We start from the raw sequence: 24,945 nt of genomic DNA, 5'->3' as shown, positions 1-24,945 counted from the left end.
TTCTATTAAATGAGTATTCACATTATTTATTAGAATTCAATATATGAAACAGATCTTCCTCAGTAAGCATTGCATCTGGAAAATCACTTTCTATTAAAGAACCTTGATCAAATTCAGATCCCTTGATTTCCATCACGACTTTGCCTATGGCTTCTATTAATAAGTTCATTTTTTCTTCAGCTAATTTTGAAATTATTTTTATGCTTAGTCTTCCGTCCTGGATCAATGCCAGAAAATGGAGTTTTGGTTTTTGTTCAAATTCACCAAAGTCCTTGCTATTGGATGATTCGAATTGAGAGTCCAACCTACCTAAATAGTTAAAAGTAACGTGGATATCCGGCTCCTGAATGACCCCAGGACTTAAATACTTGATCACACCATAATCAAAACCTTTATTCGGAATTTCCCTTATAGCATTCTTCGTGTTTTTTAAAGTATCATCAAACGTCTTATCTGAATGCAGCAATATTGGATACATCGCAGTAAACCAGCCAACGGTCCGAGTAACATCCATTGTTTCGTCCACCATTTCCCTGCCATGCCCTTCTACTTCTATCCAGAATTTCTTCACTTCAAAAGATTGGTTCAAACTCTTCGCAATTAATGACAACAATACTTCTTCTACAGTCGCTTTAGATTGCCCTGTTAATTCCTGGACCAAAAACTCAGTTTCTTCTTCACCGAATGATTTCTCCACCGTTCTTTCTTGCGTAGCTATAAAGTCTTCCCCTATCATGAAATCCGTTATTTCACTTTTTGTTTTTTGTTCCCAATAACGGAGTGTTTCAGGGTCCATCAACGTTTCATTGTATTTCTTTAAGAAATTTGACCAGTCTTTAAATGATGAAGTTTTATAGGCGAGTTTCCCTTTTTGATTGTTTAATGCTTGATCATGGAGATGATTGAAATCTTCAAGTAAAATCCTCCAGGAAACTGCATCGATTAATAAATGATGGATTACCCAAAAGAAGCGATACTTGTTCTTTTGTTCTTTTAAAACAAGCATTTTCATGATCGGTCCATTACTTATGTCCAATGAACCTTGAACCGTACTTTCCCATTCATCTCTCATTCTTATTCGCGTTTCCTCATCTAAATGATGAATATCCTTATAGACTAACTCCCATGTTTTGTGTTCAGAGTCTATATTCCCGATATATTTTTCGTCATGCTTTTCAAATAAGGTCAACAATCCATCATGATGTTCCACGATTTGAGATAGAATACTTTCAATATCCTCCATTAGGGCACAGGAATTTTTACTAAAAACAATAGACTGGTTCCAATGATTGATGGAAGTCGTGTGTTCAGCAAAGAACCATTCTTGAATGGGGGTCAATTCCACATTTCCTCTAGTGGCTATTGGTTGAATCATGACTTTATTTTCAGTTTTTGCAACCGCTGCAAGCTCAGCTACCGTTTGATTTTCAAAAATTGATTTTGGACTGATGATTATACTTTCCTGCCTTGCTAGGGAACATATTTGGATGCTCTGAATGGAATCGCCGCCAAGTTCGAAAAAGTTATCTCGGATACTTATGTCATCTAACCCTAAGATATTCTTAAAAATCTGAAGAAGCACTTTCTCATTAAACGTCTTAGGTTCTTCTGATGTATTGTTTCTAGTGACTGGTACCGGAAGAATTGCTGAATCAATTTTCCCATTTGCATTTAACGGAAAATTGTCCACTTGCATAAAGAATGAAGGAATCATGTAACTTGGTAATCTCTCTTTTAAAAATGCTTTTAAGTGATCGTTATCAACCTGTTGTTTTGATGTGAAATAAGCGATTATTTGTTTATTTAAGTTTGGCTGATCCTGAACCATAATGAATGAGTCACTTACTTGCGGATACGCATTGAGATTGAACGAAATCTCATCAACTTCCACCCGGAATCCTCTTATTTTCACTTGATTATCCTTACGCCCCAGAAAAATCAACTCACCATCGTTCGTGAATTTTGCAAGGTCACCGCTGCGATACAAACGCTTTCCAGCTTTAAAAGGATGTTCAATGAACTTTTCTTTTGTTAAATCATCATTATTCACATATCCAACAGCTAATCCTTCACCACCAATATATATTTCCCCTGCAGCACCTATTGGTACGAGTCTTTGCTCAGGACTTAATAAATAGACGTCAGTATTCAGGATTGGTTTGCCTATCGATACTTTATTATTAGTAGTTTCATTTTTTTCAAACGCTTTAAACATTTCAATCGTGGTCCATACTGAATATTCCGTTGGACCATAGGCATTATAAAAATTTATATTTTGATAGCGCTCCAGCAAAGCTATTGGACATTCAGATCCGGCTGAACCAACGAATTTCACATCAGAATCCTCTATATTCAGCTCTAGTAATACCGCTGGCGGCAATACTAGGTGCGTTAACTTTTCACTTTTGATTTGATTTTCCAATGCGAATAAATCAAACATTTCCTCCTTATTATTCCCGATATGCAGCTCTGCACCATTTAATAGGCTTCCAAAAATCTCATATATAGAAGCGTCAAAATTAAAGGTGGCAAATTGTAATACCTTTGAGGTCACATCAAGCTGTAAGTACTTGTTTTGACTTATTACTAAATTCACTACTCCTCTATGGGATAACATGACGCCTTTAGGTTTTCCTGTCGTGCCGGAAGTATAAATTATGTAAGCTAGATCTGATGGTGTAATCATTTCGGTACAGCATTCGGAATCCATGTAATGTACAGATTCAAGATCTATCACTTTAGCTATCTTTTTAATCGCAGGTGCCACAACTTGATTCGTAATGCATATGTCCATTTTTGAATCATTGATGATATATTCCAACCGTTCAGCTGGTAGCATGGGATCAAGCGGAACGTATGCACATCCAGCTTTAATGATTCCCAACATGCCGATTACCATCTCAATAGATCTGCTAACATGCAGGCCCACTTTATTAGAGCCATTTTCCATATAGTTACTAAGCAATTTCGCAATCACATTTGACTTTTGATCTAATTCTGAATAGGTAATGGTCTTACCATTATCAGTAACGGCTAATTTGTTTGGATGCTTCTTAACGATTCTTTCCAAAATGGAGGTGATCGTCTCATTTTGATGTACATCCGAAACCTCACCTTGCCACTCAAATAACAATTTATTCATTTGATTTTCGTCTAAATAATCCAAATGACAAATGGGCATATTTGTATTGTTACAAATTTGGAATAACCATTTTTCGAAACTCATCATGAGTCTTTCGATTGTTTCCCGTTTGAAAAGCTCATCGGAATACTCGAATTCAAGTATTAGGTCATGAGAACCCTTTACTTTTATAGTTAGATCATAGTTTGAAAAAGGTATTTCGAATTGGTCTTGTTCAAGCGTGAAGAATGAATTGCTAAAATTCCCTTCAAATCTTTCTTCCATAGCCAAAGCTGTTTGGAACAATGGGGATTGGCTTAGATCCCTGTCTGGATTAATGATTTCAACAATTTTTTCAAATGGAAAAGCCTGATGTTCCAATACATCCAAAATCACTTTGCGATTTCGGGTCAAGATTTCATGAAATGATTCCGTAACATCCACTGTTAACTTCAGTGGCAGCGTATTGACAAAGCACCCAACTGTCCGGGAAAATTCTTCTTGGCCGCGGTTTGCGACGGTACTCCCAACGATGATTCGATTCTTCCCGGTATACTGACTTAAAAACACTTGATAGGCGGTCATCATAAAAGTATATAAAGTTGTGCCATTCTCCTTTAAAATCCTGTCTATCAATAAACGAAGTTCATCCGTTATAGGCATTTCCAGTCTGTCACCAGAATAAGAAGGTGATTTTGGACGCTGAAAGTCAAATGGAAGTTCTAATGCTTCTTCCTCCCGATCTAAATAACTTTCCCAAAACCTCCTTTGGCTTGGCGTACTTTCCCTGACCCACTCCTTATGCCAGACAGCATAATCTAAATATTGCATGTCCACAGGAGGAATATCACCAACCTTGCCCTTTTGAACCCTTTCATAAATCTCCATTAACTCCTCGAAAAAGGTTACAAACGATACTCCATCAAAAATGATATGGTGAAAATTGCATACTAAATAATACGTTTCTTCCTCAATTCGAAATAGCTTCATATTAAATAACCGATCATTTTCCAGATCAAAACATCTTTCTATTTCTTCAGTAAGATGGGAGGTGACCATTATATTACTGACTTCGGGGCCTACTTCCCGACAGTCTTCATAGGCTATTAAGTTACTGCTGTTTTTTGACAAGAATTGAAGTACTTGATGTTCTTCACCCTTAAAATTGGTTCGTAAAGTTTCATGGCGTTCAATCATGATATCTAATGCCTGTTGTAAGTCACCAATGTCCACTACGCCATTTAAAATGAATTTAAATGGCATATTATAGAGCATTTTCCTTTCATCGAGACTGTCAAACAGATACATTCGATCTTGATTATGAGAAAGCATCCCTTCCCTTTTTCCACGTTTATAAGGCTTATTGACCTCGTCTTCTCTCATGCTGAGAAGCATGTCCAGGAAACTTGCCAACCTTTCTATGTTCCATTGACTTGTAATGATTTCAGATGTTAATTGAATACCGAACTCCCGTTTTATCGAAGACAAAAACTCATCCTTTTTTTCATTTGTACTTAGTGATGCATTCATGTCCTCTAATAGTGATATTTTAAGAGGTTCGATGATAATTGATATCATGTTTAATAGCCTATCTTCCGTTTCACTTATGATCCTGTTCATAGAACATCACCTCAATTCTTTTCCATTCAACTTAACTTATTAATATCGTCCAATTGTTTGATGAGTACAGATAGTTCCTGTATGGTTGATTGTTCGAACAACACTTTGATTGGCAATCTTACTCCCATGTTATTCTTCACCATTTGAATAAATTGCATGGCTAAAAGGGAATTCCCCCCTAAATCAAAGAAATTAGAATCTGTACCAATGGTTTCTTGTTCTAAGATCTCTTTCCAAAATCCAATAAGCTTTTCCTCAATTAACCTTCCCTTGACCGCAATAGTTGTCTCCATATATTTCCCCTCACTTAACTCCCATTTTTTCTAACATTCCGTTTAAGATTTGATTAAATATAGAAATGACTGATGTCCTTAACTTTAGATTGACCGCTGCCTCATTAAACTTGATTTGAACACTTGAACCAGGGTTAATGATGATGACGATTGGATAATGGGTGGTTTCCCGCCCTTCTTTCAAACTTACATTGATTTCACCAGTATTAGCTAGTTGCATGGGATAGTTTTCAAAAGCATATAATGAGTCAAATAAATGATCTTTCATATTAGCCCATTCATAAATTTCTGATAATGGTGTATTCTCATAGGCACTTAGTTCCAAAAATTCCTTTTGAACCTCATCCAGCAGTTCCATGTAGGTCTTCTCTTGGCTGATATGCTTTATAAACGGAACGGTATTGATAAATGGACCAACCATAACCTCAATATTTTGGACCGGGATATTCCTGCCGGATGTCACTACGCCGCAACATACATTATCCGTACCTTTTATTTCTTTTAAAGTAGTTAGCCAAATAGTTAGAAAGAAAGTATTCATGGTAATCTTGTATTCCTGACAGAATCGTTGAATGGAATCACTCAATTCCTCATCCAGTACTTTCAAGTAGCTATTCTCAATGTAACCCTCGCCTTCCAACACACCCGTTAAACTAGGTACAGAACTTCGGACACCTTCCAGTTTCCATGCCCAATAGTCCCGCAGCTCCTTATTACTCGTATAATCTTTCATATATTCAACATACTTTTTAAATGAGGTACTCAAAGATGATGACGGTGTTATTGAATGATAAGAGTCAAAAATGTCATTAATCACCATTGAATAACTCCAACCATCCATAATAATATGATGGAATGTCCATATTAATTGGTACTCATTTTCCGCAAGCTTAACGATCATGAAGCTATTCAACCTATTGTTCTCGATATCTATGATTTTGTATTGATCTGCTAACAACTTTTCCAGCTTCGCTTGATGATCGGTCATTTCTTCATATTTAATCTCGATATCCATGGAACTCATCAATAGTTGATAGAATATCCCTTTTCTACTTGAATATAATTTCGTTTTTAAAATGTCATGTTTCCCAGCAGCTGTCCTAATGGCATTCTTTAATTTTCCGACGTCCAGAACGCCTTTAATATCAAAAATGAGTTGTACTTTATACTGGCTGCTCTCACTATCAAATAAACTATGATATAACATCCCTTTTTGCAAAGCAGTCAATTCATAAATATCAACAATTCCTGTTTCTTTGCTTAGTAGTTGGTTAAGTTCCTCTTCAGGCACATCCACTAATGGAAAGTCTTCCGGACCGTACATCGAATTTTCCAATTTTGTCACTGCTTCCAACAATTCCAGCAAATTGTTTTGAATATAATTCTCAAAATCTTCTCTTACGAAATGTCTGTTGTAGTTTATTTTTATAGTTTGCTCTTCATTCACTACAAGTAATTCGATATCGACTTCATGCTCGGTATAGGAATTATGTTGAATATCATGTTCACTAAAAAAGATGACCTCCTTCGCAGCCAATTCATTGTTTTGATGAAATCTACCTAAATTATTAAAACTGATAAGCGGCTTATTTTGTTTCATTTGTGTCTCGCCACATAATTCGGTCATGATCCCATACTCAATCCCTTTATTAGGCAAGGCCCTTAACTTTTTCTTTGTACCTTTAATCGTGTTTGTAATGGATTGTTTATTTTCTAAATAAACCGGGCACATGGTCGTAAACCATCCCACTGTTCTGGATAAATCGACATCTGCGAATAATTCTTCGCGACCATGTCCCTCCAAAGTAAAATGAATATCTTTTTTATTAAAATAATTCCCGATTAGCATTGTAAAAATAGATAAGTATATTTCATCGATGGATGCTTTATGAGCTTTTGTCATTTCATTATAGATTTTGTTTGTAATCTCTTTATTCAGCTTCATATCAAATGATCTTCCATCGTATACATTCCCTGTTTTGACCAAGGCGTTTTCATACAGTGCGTTATTTTCATTCAGCCAGTACTCTTTAATGCCTAAAGGAATACTATTTTTGTACTCATTAAGGTTATTTGCCCATTCCTTATATGATGTCGTTTTATTATCCAGTTTTAGTTCTTGATCGTTAATATCTTGAATATATAGCCGGTCAAAGTCTTCGATTAAGATTCTCCAGGAAACCCCATCAACAAGTAAATGATGAATGATCCAAATGATTCTATGCTCATTTTTGCCTGTATTGATGCATACAATTTTCATCAGCGGTCCGTTTGAAATGTTTATGCCCTCTTGTGCATCGATTCCGAGTTTAACAATTTCCTGTTCTTGTATGTCCTTATTCATGTTTGATAGATTTACGTAATTCAAAGTCCAATTTTCATTCGGATCCGTATTTTTTTCTATTTGTGAAAATGCTTCTTTGCTAGTGAACCTTGATCTCAGCCCATCATGATGTTTAACGATATGCGCCATGATCTTCATAAGCCTTTTCTCACTCAGTTGCGGGTAGCCCTTTAATGTTACGGATTGATTCCAATGATTATAATTATTTATTTGTTGAGAGAAAAACCAACTTTGAATAGGTGTAAATGATGCCTTTCCAAAAACGTCAGACTGATTTATCGTTAAATCCCCCGTCGATTCCACAACCTTTGCCAGCTCTTCGATACTTTGTTTTTCAAAGATATCTTTTGAAGTAATGAAAAGATTTTCTTTCTTGGCAAGTGAACAAATTTGAATGCTTAGGATGGAGTCTCCCCCACATTCGAAAAAGTTATCGCTGATGGCTATTTCCTGATTATTCAGGACCTCTTTCCATATCTTTAGCAATTTTTGTTCCGTTTCATTAATGACACTTTTACTTTTAGTCTCTTCCGAGTTCGTTTTTGTATCCGGTAACCTCTTGGTATCCACTTTACCGTTAACTGTCAGCGGAAAAGACTCCATTTTAATGAAGTAAGAAGGAATCATATAATGAGGAAGATGATTCTTCATATAATCCCTGATATGATTTTCTTCCTGGTCATTGTCTGAGATATAATAAGCAATGATGAATTTCTTCGATTTAGATTCATCTTTTATCGCGATAAAGCAATCCTTTATACCTGTACATTTGTTTAGAACAGCACTGATCTCACCAAGTTCGATACGATATCCCCGGATTTTCACTTGGTCATCCGCTCTTCCTGCAAATAGTAAATTTCCATCCTCGGTATACTTAACCAAATCTCCAGTTTTATAAAGCTTTTTTGAGGGATTGAACGGACTCGGAATAAAGCTTTCATCGTTCTTCTCCGGATTATTTATATATCCTCTTGCAATTCCTTTTCCGCCGATATACAGCTCGCCTATTTGCCCTTTTGGTGTAGGCTTCATCCTGGAATTCAACACGAACGCTTCAGCATTTAGAATTGGCTTACCAATGGGGATCACTGTATCATCACTTGGAAGTACCTTATATACAGTCGCTACGACAGTACCCTCCGTTGGCCCATAATTATTATATAAGTCAAAACTCAAACGATCAGGTTTCGTTTTTAAACGATCCCCACCTGTCAATATAGCTCTGATTGATTGCGGGAATTTCATTTCGTTGATAAATAATTGCTCTAGCAGTCCCGTTGAAAAAAATGCGAGTGTGACACTCTCCTTTTCTAACTTCTCCGAAAGGATCTCAACATCCAGTAAATCATAGTAATCCAGAATCAGGAGTTTATTCCCATTCGTTAGGTAAGGGAATGCCTCCCAAACAGAAGCGTCAAAAGATGTATTCGAAACCAGTAATGCTGCATCTTTTTCATCAACAGAATAATAATCGATATGCCAATCACAGAGGTTTGCCAATCCGCCATGTTCAATCATGACTCCTTTAGGTTTTCCCGTTGTTCCTGAAGTGTAGATGATATAGGCCAAATCATTATCCGATAGCTTTCTTGAATCGAATTCTTCACATTCACTTTCTCTTACTTTTAGTATGTCTTCGATCAATATTAGTTTTCCTTCATCACCGGGATACTTTGAAAGTCCTTCTTCATTACTTAAACAATATATGATTTGAGAATCCTCAATCATATGTTTCAGCCGCGACTCTGGCTGTGACGGGTCCAAAGGCACGTACCCTGCCCCAACTTTCATAACGGCTAAAATAGCCGTTACCATATTGATCGATCGATCCATAAAAATACCTATTCTATCTTCTGCACCTACATCGTTTCGGAATAATTTATGTGCCACCTGATTTGCACGGGCATTTAACTCGCTATACGATACTTGATCATCTCCATGAACAATGGCAATATCATTGAAATTTGTACGTACTTTATTCTCAAACCTAGTTATTACATCTTCAAAATGTTGATCTTCCATTTCTTGTTTTACGTTACTTGTCCCCATTTCGATTAGTGATTGTAACTGTGCAGGCTCTAAATAGGTAATGTCCTTTAATTTCCTGCTTTCCTGGGCTGTAATCTCTTGCAGCCAATATTTGAAATTTTTAGCCATTCTTTGAATCGTCGTTTTATTGAATAATGATTTGTTGAATTCAAACGAAATGACTAATTCATCCTCATCAATTTCCTCTACCTGAACAACCAAATCAAATTTAGCTTTAAAGGTATTGATTTTTTTTGGTTTTAATTTGAAATCTTTATACGCCAGCTTTTCTTTTTGGTTATTCTGCAGAACAAATACTGTATCGAACAAAGGCGTATTTTCCATGGTTCTTTCTTCCGGTGAATATTTTAAAATTTCTTTAGTAGGTAAATTTTGATGGTCAAAAACACCTGCAATATTTTTTATATTTTTTCTTAAAATCCCTTTAAATGAATCATCCTGAGATACCTTTATTTTAAAGGGCAAGGTGTTGACGAAATAACCTATCAATTGTTCTGTATCCACATGGTTTCTCTTCGCCAATGGACTTCCGACGACAACTTCCTCTTCATCAAAATAAACAGACAAAAAGGTTTGATAGGCTGTAAGTAAACTCATGAACAAAGTCGACTTCGTTTTTTTATGAAGACTTTCTAGATTGTGTTGAATATCTTTTGGTAACAAGAAGCTGATAATATCGGAAGTGCTTTTACCTTCTCCTGTTTTTTGATGATCATATTGTAATAAGGACTTTTGCCGTAATGCAGTTATTTCATTACTCCAGAACTCATTATCCTTGCCGCTTATATAATTTGGTGAGTTTTTTTGCCATAAAGCATAATCTCCATATTGAATGGATTTGTTATTTATATCATTTTGTTCCCCATTCTCGATTTCCTCATAAATGGAAAACCAATCATTGATCATTAATGGAATCGACCAACCATCAAAAATAATATGATGGATATTACATATTAATTGATATTCACATTCATTTTTCTTCACTAACGCAATCCATAAGAGAGGACCATTACTTATATCGAATTGTCGTTCCGTTTCTTCATTCACCAGGTGATTTATTTTTTCTTCCTGTATGTCTAAAGGAATGTCCGAAACATCAATATAGTTAATACAATGGTTAATCGACTCATCAAAAACCAAGATGCCTTTTCCAGATTGTTCTCTTATGATACTTTTTAAAATTTGATGTTTATTGCTCAGCTTATCTAAAGATATCTCCAGTTTTCCTTTATTCACTTCACCTGATATTTCATAAGAAAAAACTATGTTATATAACGATTTATCTACATTGGTTTGGTGAATGAACCACAAATTTTCTTGTTCATATGTTAAAGGGTATGTATTCAGGTCATTTATAGGTATATAATCTTGCTTTACCTCTTCTTTTTTACGGGTTTCTAAAACTTGGGATAATTTCGCAATCGTATCGTTATCCAAAAAAACTGAAGGAGCGATTTCGGTATTGAATTGATCTTTTATCTTGACAATTAATCTCATTATCGATAATGAGTTCATTCCACTTTCAAGTAGTGACTGATTATTTTTTATAACCTCATTACCTATGATGCTAACAACCACTTCTCTTACTTTTTCACTTATTTTTTCATCTGCTGGACTCTTAATACTCGATGCAGTTTCACTGTCTTTTATAATGACTTTGGGTAATAATGATTTGTCCAGTTTTCCGTTTACAGTTAAGGGGATGTTGTCTACCTTGATAAAAAAGCTTGGTATCATATAGGACGGCAATGAGCTTCCTACACTTTCCCTCAAATAATCAGCAGCTAATTCCTCATCAGCAACATAGTATAAAAATAAATGCTTATCATCATTAAACGCTGTATCCATTGTAACGACAGCATTCTTGATGTTTTTCAATTCATTGTACGAGCTCTCAATTTCCCCTAATTCAATCCTGAAACCCCTTAGCTGCACTTGCTCATCATTCCTGGAGATATATTGCAGATCCCCATCATCTAAAACTTTCACTACATCCCCTGACTTATAGTAGCGAACATTATCGATATAAGTAAATTTCATCTTATTCATCATGGCATTTTTATAGTAACCTAGCGAAACACCTTTTCCTGAAACGTATAACTCGCCTTCTTCATCTCCAGTTACTTCTTCTCCATTTTGATTCATTACTTTAAATCCAAGATGAGGCAGGACTTTTCCGATATTAGTGATTCCTTTTTCAACATCACTTTTAGCGATTTCTTTGTATGTTACATGAACGGTGGTTTCAGTTATTCCATACATATTTATTAGCTTTGGCAGCCTGCCGTTTTCTGGCGAAAACCACTGCGCCAATTTTTTGAAGTTTAATGCTTCTCCTCCAAATATAATGTATTTTAAACTCAATTCATTTTGACGATTTATGAGCTCTCCACTCACCTCGAAGAAAGCACTTGGCGTACAATTAAAAACGGTTGTTTGAGTACTTACCATTAAATCAACAAAGGATATTGGATTTCTGCTTTCTTCAAATGAAACCATTACGACTTCTCCGCCATAAATCCAAGCTCCCCACATCTCCCAAACGGAAAAATCAAATGCGTAGGAATGGAAAAATGTCCATTTTTCATTATTACTAAACTCGAACAAACCCTCGCAACCTAAAAACAAGTTCATGACATTTTCATGTGAAACACAAACTCCTTTAGGCTTGCCGGTTGAGCCCGATGTAAAAATGATATAAGCTGGATCCTTTGGGTCAATTAAGGTATGTAAATTATCACCTATCATATCTTTAGAATTCTCTACCACCTCATCAATGGTTAAATGCCCACAATCAATATCGTCAAGCTGACCTTTATCCCCTATTAATAACTTCAATTCCGAATTCCTTATTATATGCTTTACTCTTTCATCCGGACTTTTTGGGTCGATAGGTACATAGGTAACACCCAATTTAAGGAGTGCTATGATTAAAAATAAAACATACTCGGACTTTTCAATATAGATTCCGACATTGTCTCCTATATTTATCCCTTGATCCTTTATATACATCGCCATTTTATTTGCCAAAATATTCGTTTCTTTATATGAAAAGTGCATATCTTTATTTCTTACTGCAATATTGTTCTCATATTTCCTAACACTTGCCTCAAATAAATTCACTAAAGAATCCATATTCATCATTTTCCCCCATCATTTTAAATATGTGCCTGATGCGACCGTCAACATATGAAAAACTAAAGAAATTAAAGCTATGAAAATCGTTATGATTAATGCTTTTTTTCTCTTAATGAGTGCTAATTTTTCTAAGCTATAGCTGAATAAAATTAAACTGACAATATAAAACAATTCAAACTCAGCCATGAATGTGTGAAGAATTGAAGTTTTATCATGCACGAGTAAGGATAAACTAGTAAATGTCGTTTCCTTGCTCTTAACCAATAATGCGATTATTGCATTAACACCAGATCCAACTACAATGCATATCCCTGCATTAATGACAGCTTGACAAATCCCTTTTATATTTACCAATCTTTCTTTTGAGAATAAAAATAATAGGCATACAATTATTATTTGAATAATAAATGTAACCAATAATCCAAGAGCTCCCATTACAATTGTGTTTATGGCAAAACTCATGACCCCTATCTCTGAAATGGACATGCCATTTAATACATTCATCCCTTTTTGATCTGCAGAATATAACAAAAGCGTCGTTTCGATACCTGCAATTAAACTGAGGATCAATAACGAAATGATTAACTTATGTACTCTTTCCTCTTTTTTAAATAGATATTGTACTAGTTTGTTATTTTTAATTTCAGCATTTGCTTCCACTTTTAATTCCATTGGTATTCCCCCTCAATTTATTTTCTGGAATTTATTAGAAAATAAACTCCTTCACTTTCCTTAATCTTTTTTTTGTCGGATTCCGTTAAATATGCCTCCAAAAAGTCAGAGTCAGTTTTCGTTTTAGCTTCAATATCGATTCCCATTGGATGCAGTTGATCAAAAGTCAAGATTCCAAAAGTTTTATCTGTATGAGTGATGGAAATACCGATGTTCATTGGTAAAAGACAAGTTATTAACAATTACCGGCTGTCCAAATTCTCCTTTCAACAGGGATATATTCTTTATTTCATCCAAACCTATATCTAAAAATTCATAATTGCTTTTTTCCACAAACAAACTTTTCTTTGCTTCGATTATTTTTTGGGGCCAGCTTGCAAATTAAATAATTCCATTCTTTTCGTTGAAAATATCATCAATATAGTCCAAATTGACTGAATCCTCTTCTTTATCTCTAAGTTTTGAAAATTTTTTTCTTATTCATAAAATATTCAATCAATTATAATAAAACTCCTCCAAACCATCCATTTTTATCCTGTAAAATTTCTTTTTTAAAACAAATATTTCATTTTCTAGGTTAATTATTGCCTATTATCATTATCGATAACACTTTATCACAACAATTTTGTCGAGTCCATTAAAAATTTGTAAATTATAGACATTAAATAATAACTTTACCAATTTATCTAATATTAATTTATATTTAAAAAATTTTTATAAAAATATAAAAATTTTTAATTGGCCACCTTTATTTCTCCAATAAAAAAAGCCGTATTTTATTTTTCACTATAATTGTGAAAAATAAAATATGGCTTTATAAACTGTTCATTCATTTATGGTTGTTTCGTGAAAATATGCATTGCCTTTTTTAATATCTCATTCTCTTCCTGTAAGTCTTTGATTATTTTATCCTTTTCCTCTTTCAGACTTAGCCCTGTAAAACCATTACGGGAATCCTCCAAGCCCTCTTCATTTGTTTCTTTATAATTATTGATCCAATTTCTTAATGTAGGTATCGAGATATTGAGCTCTTCGGCCAATTCTCTAGGTTTTCTGCCTTCTTCCAATACTAATCGAGCAGCATAAATTTTAAAATCTTTATCATGGTGCTTCCCCATAATAAGACACTCCTTTTTTAAATTTATTTAGTGCCGATTTTCTGTACATCCTTTATCAACGTAAAAAATTTTTCTAATATAAAGACTTTCATAAATATAGTTTCAATCTATTAACCAAAACGGAATTGATTACTATTACGATCATTAAAATTATGAGAGCTCCCATAATTGGCTGGACACTGAACCAGACCAAGCCAAAATGAATGAGTGCAACCATGATTAAAAATGGAAATCCATAAAGTAGGCTTATTAATACATTGGGGTTTGATTTAATTGCAGCTGATGGGTTCTCCCATTCTATACTTGGGTTTTTCATATCATATATGGGTGTTAGAAGATTATAGCAAACCACTAAACAAGAAATAATTAATAACATGACTGCACTTTCCAATTCCCAATGGCCAAATAGAGCAAATATTAAAAAGCTGATCACTACGGCTATAATACTGATAATTGATGAAAATATCACTTTAGAAAAATAAACATACCTTTCATTAAAAGGGGCACTTTTCAGTAAATAATGATATTTCCCTTCTCTTGAATATGGGGTTCCGCTTATATTATTTATACAGCTCAAAAAGAGGACAGAATATGAAAAGTATTTATCAAAGACTCCTTCTTTCGTTATATCCAAATAATTTGGAAACACTTCCTTCTGTATCAACAATAGCATTACAAGTGAAAAGATGGGCGGTAATAAAAGACCTAAAACTATTTGCATCTTAAAATATGCTTCAGACTTAATGATCCATATCTCTCTTTGTAAATAGTTACTCCATTGATTTTTAGAGATATTGACCTTTGAGTTTTTCATATTCGTTTTGTTATTTTCCAATAACCCGTTTTTAAAATAATTAACAGAAATGTTTTCTATAATGAAAGTATATAATAGGAAACTGATTAATATTATCGAAATATAGATAACAAGAAAATGAGCAGTTATTTCATTTGATACAAATGCATCTAGTATCCAATTAATCACTGGAATCATATTTGCGGTTTCAAACATATGTTTCATTATGAATTCCAACGAGTTTTTAAACCCTTCAATAGAATTCAAATCAATTTCGGAAATGACCTTTGATATAGCAATTGATGATTTTCCAGCAAAATAAACAATGGAAATAATCAAAAGCATTAGGATGACAGCAATGTTCACCATTAAGTATGCTAGTTTATTTCTGAATTTATAATAATACCTATTAATGCACGACAGAATGAATAGTAGGATCAATGCCGTTAATCCATTTACAATGGGTAAAAATATAAATAATTTAATCGTTTCCATAAACTTTTGATCGACTATCAAGAATCCCATGGTCGGCACTTGGATTACCATCGATAAGATGATAGGCACCCATAAGCTGCTTAGTACCTTAGCCTTTGAAATCTCCTTATAGGTCAGTGGCAGCGGAGCCAATACTTTAAATTCATAATAAGCAAATATTTGCGATGTGGATAAATAGCAAACTAATGCAAAGACGAGAATGCTCGAAATGGTTAAATTGTAAAACAGGAAGACCTGGGTATCCCCAAGAAAATAAACAAAGGCATTTACGACAGTTAGCTGCAAAAACATATAAAAAACGGCTATTATCAAAACAGCCTGCAGCATTGTCTGCTTGGGCATTTTATAGAAGGAAGAAACGAAAAATCTAGTTAATTGAAGTTTTTCCTTCATATACCTGAGCCTCCATAAAGGTAGATTCTAAAGAACTTTCACCTATTATATTTTTTATTTCATCATGCAGGATGATTTTACCCTCTTTTAAAATAGCCACTGTATTACAAATTTTTTCTGCCACATCTAACAGATGTGTCGAGAAAAACACTGTACCGCCCATTTCAACATATTGTTTGATTAACCCCTTAAAAACTAAAACGGCGTTTGGATCTAATCCATTTAACGGTTCATCCATAATGATGATCGGGGGATTAATGGTAAAAGCCGCTATCAGGGATACCTTATGCATCATCCCATAAGAATAGCTTCCCATTGGCTTTTTAATGGAATCCTGCATCCCAAACCGATTGATATATTTCCCCAAATGTTCTTTGTCGTCATTCCCATATAGGTTCATCAAGAACCGAATCCAATCAAACCCCGAAACATTTTTAAATACATTGATAGTATCAGGAATGAAGAAAAATTGTTTTTTAAATTCTATGCCGTCTTCCTTGGTCAGGCCATTTATTTCAACCTTTCCATTTTCATAATCCAATATGCCCGTAATAATATTCAGCGTAGTTGTTTTTCCTGCACCATTCGCACCTATAAAACCTAAAATTTCCCCTTTTTTGATTTTTAGATTTACACCATTCAATATCCTCTTTGTTGAGTAGCTTTTCTCTAAATCTGTGATGCTTAACAATGTTATCATCCTCCAATCACTTCATGAATAACACATTTCCTCCCAAACTTATTCGTTATTGAATTTCTTCTTTGAAATCCATATGTTCGTTACTAATATCGTTAGCGCCGTCAACGCAAGTGCCGCTAATGCACCCCAGATCGCCTGTGTATTGACTGTACCTAAAATCAGTACTTCCATGGCGTGTTTACTCATGCTCGCTGGATTCAAATTGTCCATAACCGGATTTAAACCAACAATGATTCTGCAGCCGAGAAGAAATACTATCGAAATTAATGCAATAATACCCTGACTATTAAAAATGGTACTGATCATCGTCGTGAATGAAACGATAAATAGAATCCACAGCAGATAGAACAACAAAGCTATTATTAAATCCACAAAATCAACACTCGTAAACAAAAAAACTACATACAGATATGAAACCAAGTATCCTAATGCCACACTGCAGGCAACAAATAGATAGTTGGAAATGATTTTCCCGCTTATATAAGATACAACCGTCACGGGCCTTGTAAGAATGAAAGCCAGCATACCATTTGCTTTATCAGATTGTACGACCCCCATCATGGAAACGATGATGATCATGACCCCCAGCTGATCAAATTGGGACCCTAATGTACTTGCAAGAACTTCGCCGCCTTTTTGGGCTGCCATGCTTGGATCAATCGTGATTCCTTGGCCCCCACCCAGTGCCTCTAATATTGAAGGTAAGTAATAGCTTACAACTGGTTGAGTTATTCCTAAAAATATAAATACAAGTGGCAGCCAAATCACTTTAAATTCACGTACCATCTGAACAAATTCCTTTTTCGCTAAAACGGTAAAATTATTCATTTTTCCACCACCAATTTTAAGAATATCTCTTCCAATGTATCGTTATCTATTTCAAACCTTACAAGATCAACATTATGCTCAAGAGCACTCGCGAGTAACATGTTCTTGTTCGATTCAATATTTTCCACTTCTATCTTCAATTTATTTCCCGTTACCTCTACACCTTTTACAAAGTTCAAGCTTTTAACGTTTTCAATCCACTTTTGACTTTTAGAGGTTATATCGACATTAATTTTATTTCCGCTATTCCTATTTAATAATTCTGACATTGTTGTATCTTCGATTTTTTTCCCACTCTTTATAATGACAAATCTTTCACATATTTCTTCTGCATCGCTTAATATATGTGTCGATATTAAAATTGTCGTATCTTTCTTTATTTCTTTTATTATATTTAACACTTCTCTCCGGCCGATTGGATCTAATGCCGAAACTGGTTCATCCATGACAATCAATGCTGGTTTATGTAACAACGCTTGTGCAATTCCAAGCCTCTGCTTCATTCCGCCTGAAAAAGTCCTCACCTTCGAATTCTCTTCCCCGCTCAAACCTACTTTCGACATTATCTCTGGAATGCCCCTTAATAATTCTTCCTTCTTGATGCCTGAGAGCTGCCCCATGAAAGTTAGTGTTTCTTTGGCAGTCATCCATTGAAAGAAGTTTGGGTATTGCGGTAAGTAGCCTATTTCCTTTTTCATTTTTGAAATTTTCTTACCATCAAGCAATACCTCTCCCATACTTGGATCTATAATATCTGCAATCACTTTTATTAGTGTCGATTTACCAGCCCCATTTGGCCCGATCAATCCAACACATTCCCCTGATTGCAGTTCCATTGAAAAATTATTGACCGCTGTTTTTTCTTTGAATTTTTTTGTAACATTTCTAATTTCTAATTTCATATTCTGTCACTGTCCTTTCTACCAATAACGAAGTACAGAATTGGACCAATAGTATTTGCAAAAATAATGATGAGTGTCCACAATAAAACATTTTTTCTCGTCTTTCGATGTCTGTATAAATCAATCAATGCTATAAGGACTAAAATCAATCCAATAACAATTACCGGTAAAATGATCGGCAGAATAGACATGAAATCAATATCTTTCAATTCGTTCCATCCATAATGCAATTCCATATATAATCACTCCTTTAATAACGAAATAATGTTATCATTATCAATAATGATAACATGTAAATTGGAATATTGCACCTATTTTTTTCTTAATAAATTATTGTTTTAGTTTTTATTGTTATTTATAATGATAATATTATCATTATAAATAACAATAAAAATATAATGATATTTTTAACGCCTATTCGTGTAAATCCTCTTTGCTTTATTGCATGGAGAGATTAGCTTTTAACAATTGAAAATATTTAAAAATGGCTTTTTATTTACTTCGAAAAAATATTTCGGTAATATTATTTTTCCAAATGTGTCATTTTCGTAAATGAAAATGATTCCAACATTACAATATATGATTAAATAAACTTATTATTCATGACCTATAAGGAAAGAGAACTGCTGAAACATCAAAATTGATTAACAATCCAGTTATTAATTTCTAATGTAAGGAGAAAACGATGATTAATAAAGCTGAAATTTTAATGCACCCTGTGAGAATAAAGATTTCCCAAGCTTTAATGAGAAACAGGGAAAATGGTTTGACACCATTAGAAATGTTAAAAATCATTAAAGATGTACCACAAGCAACATTATATAGACATATACAGGTTTTATTGGATTCAGGGGTCATTCGCATTGTAAAAGAGAAAAAAGTGAGATCCGTTTCCGAAAAATACTATGTTTTAAATGAAGAAGAAGCGCGACTTAGCGGGGAAGAATGGAAAAAATCTTCAAATGAGAAAAAGCTGAACTTTTTTTCTTATTATCAATTATCCCTTATGACTCAATATCAGAACTATCTTACTAAATTAGAAGAAAGAGACTGCTCAGAAGATGGGTCAACCTTTTCACTTTTAGAACTAAAGCTTGATGATGAAAGTTTTATTAACTTTCAAAATGAATTGAACGATTTAATGTTGAAATACTACAAAGCTACGAATCAAAGTGCTAAACAGGACTCTCCAATACGAACAATCGGCGTTACAATTATTCCAGAATCATAAACAAATGAAAAAGGCTGTTCCAAAACCATGGTACCTTAAATAATATAGAAAAAAACGTTAAAAACATATCTATATATTCACAAGCAATAGGTTCCAATCTCTTTTGGAACAGCCCCTTCATAATGGAAGAAACTCCAATAAAAAAAGTTTACCACCAAGTTTTTATTATTTCCTTTGAGGACATCAAAATGAGTATACCCGATGTCAGCTGCAAGAGGGTCACTCACCAACTATCAAATTTTCCCTAAAGCTTCCTTGATACTGCCGTATACTTCGTCCCAAAGGTGTTTATCTTCAGAAAAAGCCACTGTTATCTTTTTAAAAACTTCTTTTTGCTCTGCCTCAAAACTTTCATCATCCTTAGCAGGCAGGTCAGATCTCAACTCCATTACGTACTCTTGCACTTTTGGTGCACGAGGTCCCCAAACCGCTTTTTCTTCACCATTCCTATCAATGAATATAAAGATTGGAATAGAACGCGCTGTTCCATTCGTTAAGTATTGATCGATCAGCTCAAGATTTTGATCTCGTAAAACCATGCGAGTTTCAATATTTGCCGCTTCAGATATATTCAGCAGAATAGGTATATTCATCATTGCATCTCCGCACCAGTCTTCAGTAATGACAATTGCTCGAAGTTCCTTTGATTTTAATTCATTTAAAAAAACTTGATCCGCTTCAGTAATGGAAAAACGCTCCTGAATCGATTGTAAGTTTTCTTTATGGACTTTCATCGAAGATATAAATTCTTTAGCCGGAATCCCCTTTTCAAACCATTCATTCAGTGTCGTCATACTATTTCTCCTATCTATTTTTAAGTTAAAAGTACCATAAACCACTTATTATTTCATTGTTTCCACACTGAAAAATAAATTGATTGAGAATCCAACCTAAATTGGTAAATTATATCCATGTTTTCTTTCCCGTGAAAACTTTAAATACCTTCAATAGCTTACTAACTATTTTATATTCATAAAAACATTGGTTTTCTAGTTTAGGAGATGAGTGAAGGGCTTCTTTTTGCGTTACTCCCTGCATTGACCTGGGGCAGCTTAGTTCTTGTTTTCTGAAAAACTTGGAGGCAATTCTTATAATCAAACACTTGGCATTACAGTCGGTTCATTACTGTTCACCATCGTGATGTCTTTCGTCAATCCCCTGGAATGGAGCAGTCTAGTCCGGATTGTCTTTCTTCCGTTTTTAAAAACTAAAGTTTCTTGGATTTGGATGGTCACTTGATCATTTATTGTCCACAAGTTATGCACAGAATCCTTATCTATTCTTTGTTCGTCAATCATTTTTGGACGTTTCGGGACTTTTCCAAGCGGTCCACTTTTTAGGAAATTGATGGACCATCATGTATATGTTATATTTTTTCTCCTTATAAAAGAAAAGAAGGGTCAACCTAATGTAGGGAATTCCAATAATGACATAAGGAAAGAAACTACATGCCTCAACAATAACTTGATAACAATCAATTAAATCAGGGAAAAGCAAACGTTCCCCTTACGCAAACCTTACTTTCATAAGAGCATGATTTTTGGGATTACCTCAATTAATATATACAAAACCTAAATAACAGAGCGCTATACCCATATTGAGGAATAGGTCTTTTAATATCGAATGATTTTGATGCTTCCATTTAACCCCACCTTTTTAATGGCGGTATGCTTTGAGGGAATCTAAACGTATTGTATGGATCATAGGTCGTTTTCACTTCTCGAAGCCGTTTGAAATTTTCTCCATAGTACGCAGTTGGCCAATCTTTGATAAGGGTATCCGGCCAATTCACATAGTCACCTGTAGTATACGGAGACAAGGCGTACTTAAGTTCCTTGATCCAGTGAATGTTTTGCCGCTCTTCTTCTGGATTAGTCCATGTAGCCAAATACTCCTGGGCGATTATAGCATCCCGATAATAAAATGCCGTTTCCTTTGGTTCCACACGGCCAGCCGCTCCTCCAAGGGATTGATGCCAAATGGCTGCATTTTCATTTGGAGCGTTTTCCAGAAAATGCTTCATCGTCAAGATTGCTCGCTGAGGAAAAGTTTTTTCAATGAAAGAACCTGACCTCTTACGATGGGCCGGTCGATTTCCACTCGGATCATTAAAGAATCCTACGGCTTCAATGTAAGGGACTTCCTTTATCATGACATTTGTTGGTGAACCAGTTTTCGTCAAAGGTTTTAGAAGCTGCTTTAACCTATGTGACGTTCCAACAAATTCACCTTGAGCGATAATTTGGTTTACTTCCTTTGCCTTGAATTCAATTTCAGAAGTTAGACATTCATCAGCTTGAGGGGCCCAATCCTGCCAGGCATTAAACACCGCTTCGAAATCTTTCCACCCCCATGTGACGGAGAAAACCGATACCCTCGATACAGGGTGTACCCTGAAAGTAAGAGAAGTGACTATGCCAAAGTTTCCTCCTCCACCCCCGCAGCATGCCCAAAATAAATCACTATTAATTTTCCTATTTGCTTTAATGAGTTTGGCGCCCATCTTTCCACACGCCCTTACCATTTCTATTTCAACCAGATTGTCACAAGTAAGTCCAAAGCGCCTCGTTAACATCCCTATACCACCGCCAAGCGTAAGACCTACAAGACCTACACCGCTTTCGGTCCCAGCCGGAATCGTCGTTCCATACTTCCATAGCTTATTATATACTTGCCCTAAATCAGCGCCGGCTTCAATTTTTGCGATCATTTTTTCACGATTGACCTTGATCTTGTACATTTCACTAATATCAATGATTAGACCGCCGTTCACTAATGAAAAGTTTTCATAACTATGCCTGCCGCTCCTAACCCGGAAAGGCGTATGATTTTCCCGGGCCCACTTCAGTGAATTCAACACATCATTGGTATTTTGGCAAAACACAATGACCTTTGGAAATTTAGGGAAACTTAAGTTATTATTTATCCTGGCATGCTCGTATTCGGCATCATTATGTGTAACGATACGCCCGGTAAGCTTTGTTCTTTCCAAAATATTAACCCCTTTCTCAAATGATGTGGAGAGTTATATATACTATGAAAACCTTTAGGAAAAGACACATTCTATAGGTGAAAGTGATTTAAAATCAATCCAATTCACACTTTTACCTCACTAAAAAGTAGGATATTTTGTTTTCTATTTGATAAAGCATACTTAACTCGCAAGATTTCACTATTTACTTGTGAATTAATCGCAAAGACTAAAAAACCCTTAAAACAAAATACTGTTACAATCGCCAGGACTTATTTTAAAATAAATAAAAAAACATGGTCATAAAATAACCATGTTTTCTTGATACTCATATTTCTGTGTCTGCACAAAAAGTTATTTATTGATAAATTCTTTGTTGATTTTTTCAGCTTCATCCATGTATTCCGTTTTAATGCCGCTCTTAACTCCCCACCAAAAGAAGCCAAGTGCCAGACATGTAATGACCACCATATCCCAGCCAAATGTAAGAATATTTTTTCCGCCGAACTTCTCACTTCCAATATAAGAAATCAAAATCATACAACCTAAGTAAAGAAGCATCCAAACACCTGATAAAAATTGTTTTTTGAATCCATTCCATTTATTTTTAGCTTGATAATAAAAGTAAATAGGCAGTCCAATGGCAATGATGAAAGCGACTTCTCCTGTTAATGGCCAACGCGCCCAGTATAAAGTAAGCGATGCAAAAACAAATCCGCAAGGTGCAATAATAGAGGCACCTTTTAAGTGAAATGGACGGTTAAAATGTGAAGCGGTACGTCTTAATGTTGCCAATGCAACTGGCCCCATGATATACGAAATAAGTGTGGCAACTGAAATCACTTCTGCAAGTACGCCCCATCCGCGGAACAAAAATAAAAAGATAAAACATACACCTAAGTTTAATAACATCGCTGCACGCGGAACACCATAAAGTGGGTGTAATGTACCAAAGATCCTCGGTAAGTATCCATTTTTCTGCATTCCATAAAGCATTCGCGAAGTTGTAGCTGTATAAGTGGCACCTGAACCAGACGGTGAAACAAACGCATCTACAAACAATACAATCGCTAACCAGTTAAGGCTTAGAGCAATTGCCAAATCTGCAAAAGGTGAATTAAAATTCAGATGACTCCATCCGTTCACGATCATTGACGGATCGACTACACCGATAAACACAACTTGTAACATAACGTATATAAAACCTGCAATTAGAATAGAGCCAATAACAGCAATAGGTATAGACTTATTCGGTGACTTCGCTTCACCTGCCATATTAACGGGACTTTGAAATCCGTTAAACGCAAACACTATACCAGAAGTAGCTACTGCTGTTAAAACGCTTGCCCAACCATATGGTGCGATACCCTGAGAACTTGTAAAGTTTTCACCATGAAATCCAGCAAAAAATAACGATCCTGCCATTACACCTGGAACAATTAATTTAAAAATGGTAATAAATGAATTTGCCTTAGCAAAAAGGTTGACTGTCCAATAGTTGACGAAGAAATAGAACAATAGTAGTAAAGAAGCTATGAATAATCCTTTGGTCGTTAAGATATTGTTATCAACTAAAGAATGAGACCATCTGGCCCATTCCCAAGGCCACGTACTCATATATTGTACCGAAGCAATGGCCTCAACGGTAATAGTCGAAGCGATAGATATCCAGTTCGCCCACGCAGCTAAAAATCCAATAAAAGAGCCATGCGAATATTGAGGATACTTAACCATGCCTCCAGCTTCAGGAAACATTGCCCCAAGCTCTGCGTAAGATAATGCAATAAATAAAATTACCACCATACCGATAATCCAAGAAAAAATAGCTGCTGGTCCAGCAATCTGGGCAGCTTTCCACGCTCCGAACAACCAACCTGAGCCGATAATAGAACCAATACCTGTCATAGTTAAAGCAAAGGTCCCCATCTTTCTATGCATATTACCCATCTCTACCTACACCTCTTCCTAGGAAAATAAAAAACACTTGATCTATAAATCAAGTGTTTGCCCAGGCGCGCGGCTTATACTCTATATGCTCCCCCATGGTACTCCATGTTGCGCCAGTTACATATAGGAAAATAGTTTTTTTAAGTATATAAGATTATTTTAAATTCCACAACACTAAAAAAATATTTATATTTTTTAAATATTACCATTGATTTTTCGGAATTACCTATCTATATTCTTTTGAATTTGAAAAAATTAGGTGAATAAAGGCTCAAAAAACAAACATTCGATTTTTAGAACATATGTTAAAACCTATAATTATTTCCCTTA

At 35.0% G+C, this 24,945-nt stretch carries 16 protein-coding genes and 1 riboswitch; of the genes, 2 read left to right on the top strand and 14 right to left on the bottom strand.

Going from position 1 to position 24,945, the window contains the following annotated elements; genetic code table 11:
- Positions 1 to 22: 22 nt before the first annotated feature.
- The 11 genes from UP17_RS03500 to UP17_RS03450 all read right to left on the bottom strand — a co-directional run bounded on the left by UP17_RS03500 (position 23) and on the right by UP17_RS03450 (position 18,702).
- On the bottom strand, positions 23 to 4,741 hold the full coding sequence (locus UP17_RS03500; protein WP_061461679.1) for a non-ribosomal peptide synthetase: 4,719 nt from the start codon (positions 4,739 to 4,741) through the stop codon (positions 23 to 25).
- Positions 4,742 to 4,767: 26 nt separating this feature from the next.
- The gene (locus tag UP17_RS03495; protein WP_061461678.1) at positions 4,768 to 5,034 is read right to left on the bottom strand and encodes a phosphopantetheine-binding protein; all 267 of its coding nucleotides are present in this window, start codon (positions 5,032 to 5,034) and stop codon (positions 4,768 to 4,770) included.
- 10 nt (positions 5,035 to 5,044) lie between these two features.
- On the bottom strand, positions 5,045 to 12,568 hold the full coding sequence (locus UP17_RS03490; protein WP_061461677.1) for a non-ribosomal peptide synthetase: 7,524 nt from the start codon (positions 12,566 to 12,568) through the stop codon (positions 5,045 to 5,047).
- Positions 12,569 to 12,580: 12 nt separating this feature from the next.
- On the bottom strand, positions 12,581 to 13,237 hold the full coding sequence (locus UP17_RS03485) for a hypothetical protein (protein WP_061461676.1): 657 nt from the start codon (positions 13,235 to 13,237) through the stop codon (positions 12,581 to 12,583).
- 17 nt (positions 13,238 to 13,254) lie between these two features.
- A complete protein-coding gene (locus tag UP17_RS03480; RefSeq protein ID WP_061461675.1) occupies positions 13,255 to 13,479 on the bottom strand; it encodes a hypothetical protein in 225 nt (74 codons plus the stop codon).
- Between the two features lie 591 nt (positions 13,480 to 14,070).
- Complete coding sequence (locus UP17_RS03475) at positions 14,071 to 14,355, bottom strand: transposase (RefSeq protein ID WP_061461674.1); 285 nt, start codon at positions 14,353 to 14,355, stop codon at positions 14,071 to 14,073.
- 88 nt (positions 14,356 to 14,443) lie between these two features.
- Positions 14,444 to 16,036 (bottom strand): hypothetical protein, encoded by a 1,593-nt coding sequence (locus UP17_RS03470; protein ID WP_061461673.1) that lies wholly within the window; start codon positions 16,034 to 16,036, stop codon positions 14,444 to 14,446.
- Positions 16,011 to 16,727, bottom strand: a complete 717-nt coding sequence (locus UP17_RS03465) for an ABC transporter ATP-binding protein (RefSeq protein WP_061461672.1) — start codon at positions 16,725 to 16,727, stop codon at positions 16,011 to 16,013. The genes UP17_RS03470 and UP17_RS03465 overlap by 26 nt, the downstream gene beginning before the upstream one ends.
- A 48-nt stretch (positions 16,728 to 16,775) precedes the next feature.
- A complete protein-coding gene (locus UP17_RS03460; protein WP_061461671.1) occupies positions 16,776 to 17,564 on the bottom strand; it encodes an ABC transporter permease in 789 nt (262 codons plus the stop codon).
- Positions 17,561 to 18,466: an ABC transporter ATP-binding protein gene (locus tag UP17_RS03455; protein ID WP_061461670.1), complete on the bottom strand. Its 906-nt coding sequence runs from the start codon at positions 18,464 to 18,466 to the stop codon at positions 17,561 to 17,563. Before UP17_RS03455 ends, UP17_RS03460 begins: the two co-directional genes overlap by 4 nt.
- The gene (locus UP17_RS03450) at positions 18,463 to 18,702 is read right to left on the bottom strand and encodes a PLD nuclease N-terminal domain-containing protein (protein ID WP_061461669.1); all 240 of its coding nucleotides are present in this window, start codon (positions 18,700 to 18,702) and stop codon (positions 18,463 to 18,465) included. Before UP17_RS03450 ends, UP17_RS03455 begins: the two co-directional genes overlap by 4 nt.
- 449 nt (positions 18,703 to 19,151) lie before the next feature.
- Here UP17_RS03450 and UP17_RS03445 point away from each other — a divergent pair, with 449 nt between their 5' ends.
- On the top strand, positions 19,152 to 19,697 hold the full coding sequence (locus tag UP17_RS03445; protein ID WP_061461668.1) for a helix-turn-helix domain-containing protein: 546 nt from the start codon (positions 19,152 to 19,154) through the stop codon (positions 19,695 to 19,697).
- 233 nt (positions 19,698 to 19,930) lie between these two features.
- On the opposite strand, the gene UP17_RS03440 is transcribed toward UP17_RS03445, so the two are convergent.
- Positions 19,931 to 20,491: a thioredoxin family protein gene (locus UP17_RS03440; protein ID WP_061461667.1), complete on the bottom strand. Its 561-nt coding sequence runs from the start codon at positions 20,489 to 20,491 to the stop codon at positions 19,931 to 19,933.
- A 265-nt stretch (positions 20,492 to 20,756) separates the two neighbouring features.
- On the opposite strand from UP17_RS03440, the gene UP17_RS29675 reads away from it, so the two are divergent.
- Positions 20,757 to 20,936, top strand: coding sequence for a hypothetical protein (locus UP17_RS29675; protein ID WP_155727204.1), 180 nt, complete (start codon positions 20,757 to 20,759; stop codon positions 20,934 to 20,936).
- Between the two features lie 403 nt (positions 20,937 to 21,339).
- Here the strand turns inward: UP17_RS29675 and UP17_RS03425 are convergent, their stop codons facing one another.
- Positions 21,340 to 22,689 (bottom strand): FAD-binding oxidoreductase, encoded by a 1,350-nt coding sequence (locus UP17_RS03425; RefSeq protein ID WP_061461664.1) that lies wholly within the window; start codon positions 22,687 to 22,689, stop codon positions 21,340 to 21,342.
- Between the two features lie 333 nt (positions 22,690 to 23,022).
- Complete coding sequence (locus tag UP17_RS03420; RefSeq protein ID WP_061461663.1) at positions 23,023 to 24,615, bottom strand: glutamate/serine transporter AimA; 1,593 nt, start codon at positions 24,613 to 24,615, stop codon at positions 23,023 to 23,025.
- A 52-nt stretch (positions 24,616 to 24,667) separates the two neighbouring features.
- Positions 24,668 to 24,746: riboswitch (ZMP/ZTP riboswitch) on the bottom strand.
- Positions 24,747 to 24,945: the final 199 nt, after the last annotated feature.

Origin of the sequence: Peribacillus simplex, assembly GCF_001578185.1 — a bacterium.
GTDB classification, from domain to species: domain Bacteria; phylum Bacillota; class Bacilli; order Bacillales; family DSM-1321; genus Peribacillus; species Peribacillus simplex_A.
This window is presented reverse-complemented; position numbering and strand designations above follow the sequence as displayed.